The organism is Nocardia sp. CA-129566 (assembly GCF_050956075.1).
Taxonomy (GTDB): domain Bacteria; phylum Actinomycetota; class Actinomycetes; order Mycobacteriales; family Mycobacteriaceae; genus Nocardia.
The window spans coordinates 9,066,456-9,080,684 of record NZ_CP192085.1 but is presented as its reverse complement, the minus strand read 5'-3'; the positions used below and the strand labels follow the sequence as shown (position 1 = coordinate 9,080,684).

At 66.4% G+C, this 14,229-nt stretch carries 14 protein-coding genes; 7 read left to right on the top strand and 7 right to left on the bottom strand.

The window, feature by feature from the left end:
• The first annotated feature begins 58 nt into the window (after nt 1-58).
• The 3 genes from ACQP0C_RS40420 (at nt 59) to ACQP0C_RS40410 (ending at nt 1,478) form a co-directional block, all read left to right on the top strand.
• Entirely contained in the window at nt 59-898 is an 840-nt protein-coding gene (locus ACQP0C_RS40420; protein WP_433728976.1) for an alpha/beta fold hydrolase, read from the top strand.
• A 62-nt stretch (nt 899-960) separates the two neighbouring features.
• Entirely contained in the window at nt 961-1,233 is a 273-nt protein-coding gene (locus ACQP0C_RS40415; RefSeq protein WP_433728973.1) for a type II toxin-antitoxin system Phd/YefM family antitoxin, read from the top strand.
• On the top strand, nt 1,230-1,478 hold the full coding sequence (locus ACQP0C_RS40410; protein WP_433728971.1) for a type II toxin-antitoxin system RelE family toxin: 249 nt from the start codon (nt 1,230-1,232) through the stop codon (nt 1,476-1,478). The genes ACQP0C_RS40415 and ACQP0C_RS40410 overlap by 4 nt, the downstream gene beginning before the upstream one ends.
• Nucleotides 1,479-1,485: 7 nt before the next feature.
• Here the strand turns inward: ACQP0C_RS40410 and ACQP0C_RS40405 are convergent, their stop codons facing one another.
• From ACQP0C_RS40405 to ACQP0C_RS40390, 4 genes are read right to left on the bottom strand one after another with little or no spacing between them, the layout of a single operon-like run.
• Nucleotides 1,486-2,751: a CHAT domain-containing protein gene (locus ACQP0C_RS40405; protein ID WP_433728969.1), complete on the bottom strand. Its 1,266-nt coding sequence runs from the start codon at nt 2,749-2,751 to the stop codon at nt 1,486-1,488.
• Complete coding sequence (locus tag ACQP0C_RS40400) at nt 2,748-4,289, bottom strand: tetratricopeptide repeat protein (protein WP_433728967.1); 1,542 nt, start codon at nt 4,287-4,289, stop codon at nt 2,748-2,750. Before ACQP0C_RS40400 ends, ACQP0C_RS40405 begins: the two co-directional genes overlap by 4 nt.
• Before the next feature lies 1 nt (nt 4,290).
• Complete coding sequence (locus ACQP0C_RS40395) at nt 4,291-5,358, bottom strand: hypothetical protein (RefSeq protein WP_433728965.1); 1,068 nt, start codon at nt 5,356-5,358, stop codon at nt 4,291-4,293.
• Nucleotides 5,358-6,701: a hypothetical protein gene (locus tag ACQP0C_RS40390; protein WP_433734797.1), complete on the bottom strand. Its 1,344-nt coding sequence runs from the start codon at nt 6,699-6,701 to the stop codon at nt 5,358-5,360. Before ACQP0C_RS40390 ends, ACQP0C_RS40395 begins: the two co-directional genes overlap by 1 nt.
• A 145-nt stretch (nt 6,702-6,846) precedes the next feature.
• On the opposite strand from ACQP0C_RS40390, the gene ACQP0C_RS40385 reads away from it, so the two are divergent.
• Nucleotides 6,847-7,389 carry a lipoprotein LpqH gene (locus ACQP0C_RS40385; RefSeq protein ID WP_433728963.1) on the top strand — a complete coding sequence of 181 codons (543 nt, stop codon included), beginning with the start codon at nt 6,847-6,849 and terminating at the stop codon, nt 7,387-7,389.
• A 92-nt stretch (nt 7,390-7,481) separates the two neighbouring features.
• Complete coding sequence (locus ACQP0C_RS40380; RefSeq protein WP_433728961.1) at nt 7,482-8,285, top strand: hypothetical protein; 804 nt, start codon at nt 7,482-7,484, stop codon at nt 8,283-8,285.
• Nucleotides 8,286-8,347: 62 nt separating this feature from the next.
• On the opposite strand, the gene ACQP0C_RS40375 is transcribed toward ACQP0C_RS40380, so the two are convergent.
• Nucleotides 8,348-8,593 (bottom strand): hypothetical protein, encoded by a 246-nt coding sequence (locus ACQP0C_RS40375; RefSeq protein WP_433728959.1) that lies wholly within the window; start codon nt 8,591-8,593, stop codon nt 8,348-8,350.
• A gap of 277 nt (nt 8,594-8,870) precedes the next feature.
• On the opposite strand from ACQP0C_RS40375, the gene ACQP0C_RS40370 reads away from it, so the two are divergent.
• Entirely contained in the window at nt 8,871-10,940 is a 2,070-nt protein-coding gene (locus tag ACQP0C_RS40370; RefSeq protein WP_433728957.1) for a PhoX family protein, read from the top strand.
• A gap of 64 nt (nt 10,941-11,004) precedes the next feature.
• On the opposite strand, the gene ACQP0C_RS40365 is transcribed toward ACQP0C_RS40370, so the two are convergent.
• Both ACQP0C_RS40365 and ggh read right to left on the bottom strand, forming a co-directional pair.
• Nucleotides 11,005-11,736 (bottom strand): glycoside hydrolase family 25 protein, encoded by a 732-nt coding sequence (locus ACQP0C_RS40365; protein WP_433728955.1) that lies wholly within the window; start codon nt 11,734-11,736, stop codon nt 11,005-11,007.
• 162 nt (nt 11,737-11,898) lie between these two features.
• On the bottom strand, nt 11,899-13,236 hold the full coding sequence (gene ggh / locus ACQP0C_RS40360) for a glucosylglycerate hydrolase (RefSeq protein WP_433728953.1): 1,338 nt from the start codon (nt 13,234-13,236) through the stop codon (nt 11,899-11,901).
• Nucleotides 13,237-13,488: 252 nt separating this feature from the next.
• Here ggh and ACQP0C_RS40355 point away from each other — a divergent pair, with 252 nt between their 5' ends.
• Nucleotides 13,489-14,184 carry an SDR family oxidoreductase gene (locus tag ACQP0C_RS40355; RefSeq protein WP_433728951.1) on the top strand — a complete coding sequence of 232 codons (696 nt, stop codon included), beginning with the start codon at nt 13,489-13,491 and terminating at the stop codon, nt 14,182-14,184.
• The last annotated feature ends 45 nt before the right edge of the window (nt 14,185-14,229 follow it).

Below are 14,229 nucleotides of genomic sequence, written 5' to 3'. Positions count from 1 at the left end.
ACCGGCCGATGCCGCGTTCGGCGTTTTGTGGTCGGTACCGCCCTCTAGAGTCGAGCCCGTGCTCGAGGCAACCATGATTCCCACCGAGTTCGGCACCTTCGACGCGTTGACCAGCGGCGCACCCGGTGGCCGCGAAGTCATGCTGCTGCACGGCTTTCCGGAGGCCGCCATCGCATGGGAGTTCCAGCTCACCGCGCTCGGCGGCGGGGGCTGCCATGTCGTGGCACCCGATCAGCGCGGTTATTCGCCCGGCGTGCGGCCCGACAAGGTTGCCGACTACCGCGTGGAGGAGTTGATCGGCGATGTCATCGCCATTGCCGACCAATTGGGCTGGCAGCGTTTCGATCTCGTCGGCCACGACTTGGGTGGCCACGTCGCCTGGGCGGCTGCGGCCGCGTTCCCGGCACGAGTCCGCACCCTGACCGCCGTATCGCACCCGCACCCGACCGCCTTCCTGCGGGCCATGGGCGAGGACGAGGATCAGGCCCAGCGCGCCCAGCACTTCTCCTACTTCCGCCAGCCCCGCACCCCCGAACGCGCCCTACTCGCCGATGACGCCGCCGCCCTGCGCAAGATCTTCGACTGGAAGATCCCCCAGGAGCGCATCGACGACTACATCCACCGCCTCACCCGCCCCGACGCCCTCACCGCGGCCCTGAACTGGTACCGAGCCCTCCCGCTCGCCGGTCCAACCGCCCCGATCGCCGTCCCGACCCTCTACGTCTGGAGCACCGAAGATACCGCCATCGGCTCCGCCGCCGCCCTCACCACCGCCGACCACGTAACCGCCCCCTACCGCTTCGAAATGCTCGAGGACATCTCCCACTGGATCCCCGAAGAAGCTCCCGAATCCCTCACTCGCCTACTGATGCAACACCTCCTCACCCACCGCTCCTGAACGGAGGAGGCACGGTCGCCCATCGTGTTCAGCGACCACTCCGAATGTGCAACATGGCGAACATGAGTACACGTAGTCTCCGTGATCTGAGGATGCAACTCGGTGCCATCGTGCGCGGGGTCGCCGCGACCGGCGAAGAGGTGGTGATCACCGATAGCGGCAGCGAGGTCGCGGTGATCATTTCGATGGCCGACTACGAGCGCCTGCACGAGCACGCCGATCTCGTGGACGCGCTACGGCTGCGCGGCATGCGCGAAGAAGCGTACGAGACGATGTCGATGTCCGAGATGCTCGATGCCCTTGGCGTGGACCCGGCAACGGTACTGGCCTCGTGAGGATCGAATTCCATGCCCAGGTCCTGCAGCAACTGCGGAAGCTGCCTTGTGACGTGCTCGGGGTCGCCTTGATGTTGATCACCATGCTGCGCACGGAGCCCCGAGCGCCCGGCGCGAAGAAGCTTGTCGGGAGCCACGACTGGCGGATCCGGACAGGGCCGTACCGGATCGGGTACGAGGTCGACGACAAGGATCAGATAATGACCGTCCTCACCGTCGCCAAGCGCTCGGACGCCTACCGCTAGCCGCTGGTCAGGTTTGGATGGTGGCGAAGGCGGACCACAGGAGGGGGGAGTGTTCGATGGTGCGTTCGGTGCGCCAGGTGGTGAGGCGGGTGCGTTGCCAGGCGGCGAGGGTGGTTACGGGGTCGGGGTGTTCGTGGGCGGTGTCGATGGCGCAGATGGCCTCTTGTAGGGGGTGGGCTTCGGGGGGTGCCGCGGCCAGGCGTTGGAAGGCGAGGTCGGTGGGGAGGGGCCAGCGGCTGGCGGTGACCAGCTCGGCGCCACCGTTGATCATGGCGGCGACCAGGCCGAGGGCCTCGCTGAAGCGCATATCGCCGCCGCTCTCGCAGGCGATCAGCGCGACCCGGCTGGGGATGGGCCACAGTTGTGGTCCGGCAGTGGGGTCCGTTGCGAGGGTATAGGTGCCCAGGAGCAGGTCCTTGGCCGAGAGCGGGCGGTGCGCCCGAACGGGAGTGGCGAAGCCGATGGACTCGGCAGCGCAGGCCAGATGCAGTTCGGAGGCCTCGCTCTGGCCGGATTCGGGGGCTGCCGCGGTCACGTGCCCCACATAGGTGAGGCGGCTGGCGCCACCGCGCAGTGCCTCGCTCAACCAGTTCCGATCGATATCGGTGCGCCGGAATACTTCGATCGGATCGTCGACCGCGGGCACCAGCCTGCCCTGTGCTCGGTATTCGGCGACACGTTGGGCCAGTGGCGCTTCGGGATCCATCCGGCCGAGCACCGATCCGAGCGCGGAGTCGGCGCGGAAGCCGGGCACGCGTGGGTCGAGGACCGCAACCACCGGCAATCTTCGCGTCGCGGACCAGGTGCGCGCCGTCCGGTCCGGTCCGTGCACAATGCTGGCCGGGGCGAGCAAGCTGATATCGGCGATATCGACCAGGCGCAGATCCGGATCGGGAGCGATGATCTCCCAGGGGATCTGGGCCACTCGGGGCGAGGGCTGCAACCGAATGTGCGGACGTATTCCACGCACATGCAGGTCGTACAGTTGCGCGCCCAGACCATAGGGCAGCAGCGCGCGGGAAAGCGCCTGCGCGACGAGATATTCCGAGTCATATGACGCGAAAGCGCCCGTGGTCATGACGCGTTCGAGTCCACCGGGTTCCGCCGGGTTGGGCAACGCCGCCGCCAACTGTGCGACGGCCTCGTCGACCGCGGTACCGGGCAGCATGCTCGCGCCCTGGCCGTAGACGTTTCCGAGCCAGCGCCAGGACATGTACAGATCGCCCGCATCCGCCATCCGCACGATGACGGTCGGTTGTTGCGGTGCGGTCATGTGGGCAATACCCGGCTGTCGCGCACCCGCTGCCCATAGCGTCGCTCGGCGGCATCGATATAGGCGGCCAATGCGATATGGCCATCCGGTGCCACGGCCACCCGCGGCGGCGGCGCGACCGGAAGTCCGGCACTGGCCGCTACCTCGGCCAGTGCCGTGCCGAGCTGCGGTGCCGACCCACTCTGCGGCCCGCTCCCGACCTGCACACTCGGCATCTCCTCGACCGAAACCGCTGGCGGATCGAATAACTCGAGGGGCAACCGGGGTGGCGCACCGGCCGTTGATCTGGCGATATCCAATGTCGTACCCGCGCACTGTGTTTCGATGAGATCCACGATCAGCGGACCATTGCCGGACAGATAGGCGAACCGGAATGCCAGCCGCACCGCCGGATCGGCGATCTGACGGTTCCACTGTTCGCGCTGATTGCCATTGGGCAGCGTATGCCGCACGGCATCGATGGCCAGCGCCGAGGGAACCGCGAGTTCGATCGCCCGCGCCACCAGCGCGCCATCCGGCGTTTCGGTCGCCTCGATGACCGACTCCAGCAGCGCCGCATGCCAGAAATCGATTTGAGCGCAATGCAATCCGAGGCCGCGCTCGGCGTAGGCGGCGAACGCCTCGGCGATGAGCTCCGCACCCTCGTCGTAGCTGCCGGTCGCGTAGGCCACCGTGGCCAGGCGCACCCGCACATCGGCGGCATCGAGCACCGCGCCCGATTCGAGGAAGTAGCGCAGGCTGCTGTGGTAGCGCTGTTCCGCCGCGTCGATGTCATCGCGTCTCTCGGCGAGAAAGCCCATGGTCTTCAGTCCGATACCGGCCCGGTAGCCGAGTCCGGCCCGCTCGAAATACTCCTGGCTGGACCGCAGCGGTTGTTCGGCCTCGCCGAACCGGTCCAACCTGACGTACATGACGGCCAGATTCTGTTCCGTCTCGGCGACGGCATTGCGGTCACCCGCCGCGTCGAATGCCGCGAGCGCCTGGCGCATGAAGTCGATGGCCAGTTCGCGCCGTCCGGTCTCGAAGTAGATCCCGCCGAGTGTCGAGAGCGGATGTCCGGCCAAATGCGGTGCGAAACGGACCGCGGCGTCCAGTGATTCGGTGGCGAGTTCAATGGCGTAGGCCCAATTCTGGCGATGGAACGCCACCGCGGTCAACGACAGCAGACAGGCCACGCGCTGCATACTCTCGTCATTGTGTTCGGTGAGCAGCGCCCGCGCCTGTTCCAGCGCCTGCTGCGCACCGTCGAGATCGCCGACGTGCTGTAGCGCCTGGGAGAGATTGATCAGTGCGGCGGTCCGCTTTTCGATCGCGTCGTCGGGCATCTCCGCGAGCGCCGCGCGGAACATCACGATCGCCTCGGCATGGTCGCCGAGTTCATCGCACATGCTCGCGGCATTGACCAGCGCGCTGATCCGCAGGCCGTCCGTGCTGGTCCGAGCTATCTCCTCGAACAGCAGCCTGGCCTCGCCGACATCGCCGCGCTGGTAGGCGGCCGCCCCTTCGGCGAGTCGGGCACGGCCGTCGTCATCGGACATCTCAGAAGTCCGAATCGGATGCGGCGGCGGCGATCTCGGCCAACAGCGGCGCGTCGACGGCATCATCGGAACCGGTGGCCCGACGCAACCGCGCCGCCGCGAGCTCGCGGATCCGCCGACGCATCTGCGGGCCGCCCGACTCCAGATCCGGAATCGCCCCGACGCCGGGCACATAGACATCCACCGCCGAGACGGAATCCGATGGGGTGGTCGCCGTGCCGGTCCAGAGATCGCCGATCAGGTTCAGCTCGGCCTCCGCGGTACCGACGGGCGTGGTGATGAACGCACGCGGGTGCAGATGCGCCGGTGCGGCCGAGCCCAATTGGGGTGCGGCGACCGCGGTGACGCGGACCGTCGTGGTCCCCGAATCCCGGATCGACTCCCAGGACACCGCCCGCTCGGACGCATCGATGAGCCCCGGCGGGCACCGCCGCCAATCCCAGCCACCGGTACCGCGCCCCAGCGACAGCACCCCGGCGCGACGGTCCGCCCCGCCACCTGCGGCAAGTGCGTAATCCGCTGCGCGAGTCGATACTTCGTCGGCCGGGGTGATATCCACTGTCTCGTTGTCGGGTGCGGTCTCGTCATCGAGGAGCAGTTCGCACTCCGCGCGCAATGCGGTGATCTCCTGGTCGAGCAGCCGGTCGTCGAGCGGGGTGATGCCATCGATTGTCGATGCGGGCCACCAGCGTGCGGCCCAATAACCGAACCCGAGCCGCCAGGCGGCCGTCACCAGATCCGGCACCGCGGGTTCGGCCGCGAATTCGCCCGCATCGGTGAATTGGACCCCATCGGTGACTTCGCCAGCGCCGCTGCCGAAGTCGGCGATGGCCACGGCGATCTGTTCGCCGTACACCGCCCACAGCCAGTCGTGTGCCAGCTCGAGATTGTCGATGGCCGCGGCCGGGATCGTCTGTCCGGTAAGCAGACTCCAGGACAGATGACCGCCGACCACCTCCAGCACCATGGCATCGATCGCCGCCGCGGCATCGAGTACGGTCGGCGCGCCCTCGGGCGCGATGGTCCAGATGCCGTCCGCAGTCCGCCCGATCCGCACGGTCGCGCTCATCAGCTCGCCCTCGATTCCGCCGAATCCGGCTCGGTGACCAGGGAATTCGCGCTCAACGCCTGTTTGACCCGCATCCGATGGTCCAGCATTACCGAGCGGGCCACGCCATCGAGTAGATCCCACAGCTCGTCCGGCTCGTAGAGGCCGACCTCGCGGACATCGCGGCCGTGCAGCCGGACCCACAGTCGCCGCAGATACGGCCGCCACGGTGTACGCAGTTCGGTGGCAATGGCAGCCAGCGGGCCATCGAGTAGGTCGATATCGGTGCGCACCGCGAGCCGCCGGGCCTGCAATACATACGCTTCGCGCTGCCAGCGGCCATTGATCAGCCGGTGCGCGGCCGTTTCGGCCGCCTCCGACCCGGCCGGGCTCGCGCCATTGGTGCTCGCACGCGCGGCGATCGGGCGCAACCCGAGTGCGAGCGCGGCTCCGGCCGTCGCCGCGACCCGCAGTGATTCGTCCAAAAGTGCCCATGGCGCACAGCTTCGGGCGATTTCGGTGGTCACCAGTTCCGGAATGGGCGGCAGTTCGGCCCGCTCACTCGACGCCTGCAGCACGGTGAATACGCGCTCATAGATGCTGCGATCGAACGGCAGCCCCAGACTGGCCTTCGAGGCCGAGGCGCCGAGCGCGGGTGATTGCGGCAGCGGGTGCGCGGTGAGACCCAGTTGGTGTGCGGTCGGCGCGGATGTGTTGTCCCAGAGCCGAATTCCGCCGTGCGTTCCGGCATGGGCTTCGACCAGTTGCTCGAATGTCGGCTGCCCGTCGGCCTTCCCACCGACGCGGGCCGCCGCACACGCGTCGAGCAGCGCCGTGACTACTTCGGCATGATCGCCGGTCGGCCCACCCACCGGACGGCGTCGCCACGCGATATCGATCAACGACGTGAGTTCGGTGATCCGCGCACCCGCGGTGAGGTACTCCTTGAGCGCCTGCGTGGTGCGGCCCGCCGCAAATTCGTGCACATCGCGCAGCGTCGCCTCGGCAGTGGCCCGGTCGCGGTGCGGATCCGGCATACCCGAGGTGGTGGCGAGTTCGAATGACCGTTGGAAGTACAGGTCCTGCGGATTGCCCTCGGTGATCCGCAGCGCCCGCCGGACCTGTTTGAGCAGGGAGAACCATGCGGCCGTCGCCCGAAGTACATCGGCGGCGGCGTGTATCCGGGTGGCGAGCAGGATCGCGCCGTCGGCGGTGAGGATCGGGCCCGCACACGTCGGATGCTGAACCGGACGGATCACCAGCGGATCCAGAATGAGTTTCACGGTCCGCCGCAGCGGCCCGCCATGGGGTCCACTGAGCGGTTCGACGCCGTCGAGTCGGCGCCAAACCTCGTCCAGCACCATCGCGCGCGGCCGTCGCATTCGACCAGGTTAACGGAAGTTTGTCCGTTTCAGACGCCGAAAAACCTGGGATCGGTAGGGCGCGTTCGATTCCTACCTTTCTCGTATCGGCCCAACACCGGGACCGGACGAAGCGAAGGAACAAGTCATGAACACCAAGTCGGTCCGCATCAGCGCCGCCGCCCTCACCGCCGCTGCCGCCGCTGCCGCCCTGTTCGTCACCGGGTGCAGCGACAACTCCAGCAGCTCGGCACCCACCTCGGCCAAGCCGGTCACCTCGGCCGCCCCGACACCGGCATCGGGCAAGTCGGTCGCCGCCGTCGACGGCAAGGCGCTCGACGGCAAGTTCGAGACCACCTGCGCCAAGCAGGGCGACACCATCGCCCTCGCGCTCAGCGACACCAATAACGCCACCTACGGCACCCTGAGCGTCAGCGCCTCCATCACCGGCACCGACAACGTCCAGGCCGTCGCGGTCGCGGGTAGCAAGGGCGGCAGCAATGGCCTGCCCTACGCCCTGGGCTTCGGCAATGGCATGCCCGGCGGTTCGGCCAAGGTCGTCAAGGACGGCAATACCTACAAGGTCACCGGCGAGGGCGTCGGCGCGCCCGACCTCACCAATCCGACCGCGGGGCCGAAGACCTCGAAATTCGACATCACCTTCGCCTGCTCGACCGTGGTCGGCGGCTGATCCGGACGAACACCCGCTGCCCGCTCACGCCCCCAACTATGGGGCGTGAGCGGGCGAAGCGATCCAAACCCGTTCACGCACAAGGGAATACCATGAAGAACATCGCCCGCTCGCTCGCCCTCGCCTTCCTCGCCCTGTCGATCGGCTACTACCTCTGGCACGGCCTCACCTACACCAGCTCGGGCCCCTTCGACGACGGCACCCTGGCCTGGGTCGGACCGCAGATGGCGCTGCCGATCATCGCCGTCACCATCGTCTCGATGGTCTTCGCCTTCACCGGCGAGGGCATCATGGCGGCCTTCACCGGCAATAACAGCTCGGCCTACCGCAACGGTCCGGTCGGCATCGGCACCGTCAAGTCCTTCCGGCAGACCGGTCTGACCGTCAATGATCAGCCGCAGATCCGCATCGACTTCAGCGTCGAGGGCGTCGACGGCAAGATCTTCGACTCGCACGCCAAGATGATCGTGCCGCTCACTGAACTCGCCCTGCTGCAACCCGGCGTCGTCCTGCCGGTGCGCTATCTCCCCGATCGCACCGATAAGGTCGAGGTCGACCGTTCCGGCGATATGTCGGCCGCGCAGCACGCCATGAACGAGTCCATGATCCGAAAGGGCTTCACCACCAAGGCCAAACTCGATATCGCCGAGCGCGGTATCACCGCGCAGGCCGTCGTGCAGTCGCTGTCGGTCCCCGGCGAAATCCGCAACGGGCACTCCAAAATCGAGCTCGGGCTCGTGGTAACCCGCCCGGACGGAACGACTTTCACGACCGGGGTGGAGAAGTTTCTGCCGCCCGCCAGCGTCGGCCAAGTCCAGGTCGGCCGCATACTACGGGTGCACTATCTGCCGGAGAACGAACACGAGGTCGTGATCGCCCTGCAAGTCAATGCCTAGCCCGCGCGGCAAATGTTGCCCTCGTTCGCCTGGAACGGGGGCAACGTTCGTTGTGCACAACCCTAGAAGATCCGATGGCTGAAGAAACCGTGGTGGCAGGTCGGACGCTTGCACATCGCGCCGCCGCCCGCAATGAAGCCGACGCAGGTGGGATGGGTACACCTGTTGCAGCCGCCGTCACCCTCTATGGATAAATCGTCGTGGTCGATGAGGACGAGGCGTGCCTCGTCCATCGCCCCCGCGAGAACCGAATCGAGATAGTCGAGCGCTTCTGGGCTGAGATGGATTTTTCCTGCGGACCGAGTCATCGCACTGCTCCTGACTTGATACCTACTTCCATTATCGATCCTCGGGCCGCAAGCGCAACGGCGCCCGCGTAGCGCGCTACGTGATCGGTCGGAAATTGAGGGTTACCTAATTGGTCGGACGTTCATCTGAGTGTTTCCTGTGGATTGCCTGAGAGGCTTACCGTGCGGCCGTCGGCACTAGTCAGGAGTAAATCGCCGTGAGCGAGCGAAGCGAGCGAACCATCAACACAGGCCCCTTGGGGGGCACGACGGAACCGAGCGTCAGCGAGGTGCAGTCGTGACCCCCAAGCCCCTCGCCTTGTTCGTGAAGAGGGACGGCCAGCCGAAGCGGTCGGCCATCACCTGCCAGTACAAGTGCGGTAACGCCTGCTTCCACGAGGTGCCCAACACCTCGGACAACGAATACTTCGGCGATGTGGTGCGCGCGGCCCTGTCCCGGCGCGGTCTGCTCAAGGGCAGCGCGGGGGTGGTGGTCGCGGTCGGCGCGGCCGGTGTGCTCGCGGCCTGCGGTGATGACGATAAGGTCGAATTGGCGGCGGGCGGCTCGCTGGTCGACGGCGTGCCGGTGGGCACCAACTTCGAGCCGGTCGCGGCGAATTCCGATGACGCGCTGGTCATTCCGAAGGGTTACGAGCACAATGTCGTGATCCGCTGGGGTGACCCGCTGTTCGCGGACGCGCCGAAATTCGACCCGGACAAGCAAACTGCGGCCGCGCAAAGCAAACAGTTCGGTTTCAACAACGATTTCGCGGCGCTGCTGCCCATCGAAGGCCAGGCTAACGCATATCTGCTGGTGGTGAATCACGAGTACACCACCGAGCCGCAGATGTTCAAGGGCTACGACAAGGTGAACCCGTCACTGGAGCACTACCAGACCGCGCTCGCCGCGCACGGACTCTCGGTGGTCCAGGTCCGTGGCGAATCCGAAACCGGAAAGCTGACACCGGAATTCGGCAAGTACAATCGACGCATCACCGGCACTACCGAGTTCACCGTCACCGGCCCCGCGGCGGGCAGCGCGTTCCTGAAGACGTCCGCCGACCCGACCGGCGCCAAGGTGCTCGGCACCCTGAACAACTGCTCCGGGGGTATGACCCCCTGGGGCACAGTGCTTTCCGGTGAAGAGAACATCAACCAGTACTTCGCGAACGCGGACAAGGTCACCGACGAGGCCGCGAAGGCCGGGCTGAAGCGCTACGGTTTCGGGAATACCTCGGAGCGCAAGTGGGAGATCCACGAGCCCCGATTCGATCTGGCCAAGGAACCCAACGAGGCCAACCGATTCGGCTGGGTCGTGGAGGTGAATCCGTGGGATGCCACCGCCGCGCCGATCAAGCACACCGCGCTGGGCCGGTTCAAGCACGAGGCCGCGACCATTCACGTCGCCAAGGACGGCACCGTCGTCGCCTATATGGGCGACGATGAGCGCTTCGACTACATGTACAAGTTCGTATCCTCGCGGAAGGTGCAGTCGGGCACCGGCCAGGCGAGCATGCGGCACAATCTGACGATCCTGGACGCGGGCACGCTCTACGTCGCCAAATTCACCGGCGACCACCCGGACAAGATCGACGGCAATGGCACCGTGCCATCGGATAAGGGTTTCACCGGTACCGGCCAATGGATTCCGCTGCTGGTCACCGGCGAAGACGGCAAGGCGACCTCGAAGGTCGACGGCTTCACCGCCGAACAGGTTTCGGTATTCACCCGGTTGGCGGCCGATAAGGTCGGCGCCACCAAGATGGACCGTCCCGAGGACTTCGAGGCGAATCCCAAGTCCGGCAAGGTCTATGTCGCGCTGACCTATAACGAGCAGCGCGGCAAGGAGGGCAAGCCCGGCGTCGACGAGGCGAATCCGCGCAATATCAATAAGTTCGGACAGGTCCTCGAAATCGACGACGACCACGCGGGCACCACATTCACCTGGAATATCCTGATGCTGTGCGGTGATCCGAAGACCACCGACACCTATTTCGCCGGATTCGACAAGGGCAAGGTCAGCCCGATCGCCGCACCGGACAACCTGGCCTTCGACGATTACGGCAACCTGTGGATCTCCACCGATGCCTCACGCGCCAACGGCGCCAATGACGGCCTGTTCTCGGTGGTGCTCGACGGGCCGAATCGCGGTGAGACCAAACAATTCCTGACCGTCCCGTTCGGCGCGGAGACCTGTGGTCCGACGGTATCGGAGCATCGGGTCACCGTCTGCGTCCAGCATCCGGGCGAGCGCGATGACGCGACCGCCGAAAAGCCCGCCTCGCACTGGCCCGATGGCGGCGATAGTCTGCCCCGACCCGCCGTCGTTTCGGTATGGAAGGAGGGTGGCGGCCGGATCGGCACCTAGCCGAGGGCCGCGCGGCACACGAAACCGCTACTCGAACCTGCAGGGAGTAGCGGTTTCGTGCTCTTCACTTCGCCATATTCGCGTACCGCGCGAAATCGCCTTGGGCGCCGCTGTACACATTGACATCGGTGCCGCCCGCGATACCGGGAATGCTGCCGCCATCGGTGGTCTGCCAGAACGTCCAGGTCGGCCAGCCGCCGGGCACCTCGGGTTGGTCATTGCCGCGGTAGTCGGCGATCCAGAGCGGATACCGGGTGAACGCAGTGGTATTCGCCATCGCCGTCTTCCAGAAATTCGGGTACGTGTAGACGATCGGCACCCGCCCGGTCAGCGCTTGCACGGTATTCAGATAGCGATGTGTCCAGTCGATGAGCCCGGCCGGATTCTGCCCGCCGGTAGTCTCCAAATCGAGTACCGGCGGCAGGTCCAGTGGCCCGTTCTGTCCGAGCACAACCGTCGCGTACAGGGCCGCCTGCGGCTCCGGCGGCAGATTGGGTCGCGCGTAGTGATACGTCCCGCGCGCGACGCCAGCCGCGCGCATCAGCAAGCTGTCCGGTACGAAATACGGATTGATGTAGCTCAATCCCTCGGTCGCCTTGACCATGGCGAAATCATGTCCCGCCCGTCTCACGGCGAACCAGTCGATGAACCGCCCGTCGACATGCTGCCACGACGACACATCCGGCCCGGTCTGCTCGGCCACTGCCGTTCCGGCCGAAGTTGCGGCAAGGATGCTGCCCAAAGTGATCGCGGACAACGCCGCAGCGCGAGTCGATCTCCAACGAGTGCTATCCATGCCATTCGACGATAGCGACTGGCACTGTTTGTGACCAGAGTTACATATGTTGTATTTGCACAGTATTGACTAGATGGCGTTGCTCGACGTCACATCGGCGATGCGTGTGCCAAGCCATTGCCCACCGTCCGTGACTGGACGAGAGTCCGTACGCGACCGGCGTCAGCCGAGCCAGTCCAGCACCGAGGCCGCGGTCCAGGACTGCTGCATGCTGCCGAGTGGTTCGCCGGTGAAGGGTTCGTAGTATTCGGCGAAGCTGCCGTCGCTGGCCTGGCGCAGCCCCTCGGCGCGGAGCATGAAGGAGCGCTCGGCCCAGCCGCGGCGGGCGAAGACCCAGGAGAACAGCCAGCTCATGACCGGCCAGACCGGGCCGCGCCAGTATTCGCGCGGACGGAAGTCCTTGGAGACCGGCGAGGTCGACGGCGGCAGGGCGTAGCGCAGGTCCGGGTGGCCGCAGAAGCGCGGCCCCTCGAACAGGCGCAGCAGACTGCGCTCGGTATCGCGGGGCAGGCCGCCACACAGCAACGGGGCGAACATCGCGAGGGTTTCGGTATTGATCCAGCGTTGCAGGCGCACGTCGAAGTCGCGCGCCGCTCCGGTGCGGGCGTCAGTGGTCGCGACCACGCCGGCGCGGAAGCGCTCCGCCCACGAATACAGGTCGCGGACATCGGCATGGGGCTGCTTGTACTCCTCGCCGATATTGGCCAGTACCTCACAGGCCAGCGCGAAGATCGCGGTGACGAAGACGTCCTCCACCGCGAAGCTCATGGTCGACGCGAGCACATAGTCGTCGTATGCGGCGCGGCGCATCTGCTCGACCAGCCACAGATAGCGGTCGTATTCGCGATCGCTGGGCCGCTGCGAGGGATCGGAGACGACCAGCACGTCCTCGCGCTGGTACGCCGGCAGGTCGCCGGGGACCACATTCGCATAGGCCCGGTCCCAGCGCGGCGAATTGTCCATCCCGGATTCCCAGCCGTGATACAGCGTGATCCGGCCGCTCTCCTTGGGGTCGCGGGCATGGGCCAGCCAGCGATGCCAGCGCACCAGATCCGGCCAGCGTCGGTTGAGGAATTCCTCGGCCACCGCCCGAGTACTGCGGCCGTGGCGGCGGGAATGGTCCAGGATGCGCTGCACCGCGATGGCGTGCACCGGCGGCTGGGTGATGCCCGAGGTGTCCGGACCGTCCGGGGCATTGGCGGCCAGTCTGCGGCACTCCCAGCGGGCCGGGCCGGGGAAGTAGCCGTCCACGCCATTGGCGAAGACGATGTGCGGGATCATCCCGTTCTTCCATTGCGCCGAGAGCAGGGTGTCCAGTTCGATGACCGCGCGCTCGACACTCAGCGGGGCGAGCCCGACCGCGACGAAGGCGGCGTCCCAACTCCACATGTGCGGATACAGTCGGGGCGCGGCACTGGTCATGGTGCCCAGGTCGTTGCCCCGTAGCAGATAGGCGGCGCGCGCCGCGAGCTGTGTTGGGGTGAAACCCGGGTGTGCCATCCCTTTATTCTGCGATGACACCCGCAGATACGCGCGCTCAGTGACATCCGTCTCGGGCCGGGTGTCGCGGGCGACCGGCAGATAGTCGGCAGTGGTTTGCGATCGGTTCATCATCGACTGGTGTGCGGCGGATCTCACTGTGGCATGCCCCGTCCGTGAATCTCTGTGTTCCCGATATGCGTCCATCGCCACCCGCGCTGGTCGTGCTACCGCCCCTGCTGGGTTTTCGAGACGGCCGGATACGGTGAGCCCATGACCACCGCTGTGACCAGCACACCGAAGCCGACCGCGCTGATCACCGGCGCCAGCCGCGGGCTGGGCGCCGCGATCGCTCGCGAACTCGCACCGACCCACGATCTTTTGCTCGGCGCCCGCTCGACCGAGGCGCTGCGCGCGATATTAGGCGAACTGCCCGCAGCAACCGGATGGCCGGTCGAGTTGACCGACTATTCCGCAGTGGCCGAGGCGGTTTCGCCGATTCGGCGCCTGGATGTATTGGTACACAATGCCGGTGTGGCCGACCTCGGTTCGATCGCCGAATCGTCGGTGCAGCAGTGGCGAAATACCCTGGAAGCCAACGTAATAGCGGTCGCGGAGTTGACCAGACTGTTGCTGCCCGCCCTGCGCGCGGCCAATGGCCATGTCGTGCTGATCAATTCGGGCGCGGGCTTGCGGGCGAATCCCGGCTGGGCCTCCTACGCGGCCAGCAAGTTCGGACTGCGTGCCCTCGGCGACGCCCTGCGGCTGGAGGAGCCGACGCTGCGGGTGACCTCGATCCATCCGGGCCGCATCGATACCGATATGCAGCGCGAGATCATCGCGGGCGAGGGCCGCGAATACCGCGCGGAGGAGTTCCTGCGCCCGGAGACCGTCGCGGGTACCGTCCGTGCCGCCATCGACACACCGCGCGACGGCCATCCCACCGAGATCGTGCTGCGACCCTACTGATTCGGCGCACCGTGATTTCGGCCGGTGCGCACCCCGAATAAGAGG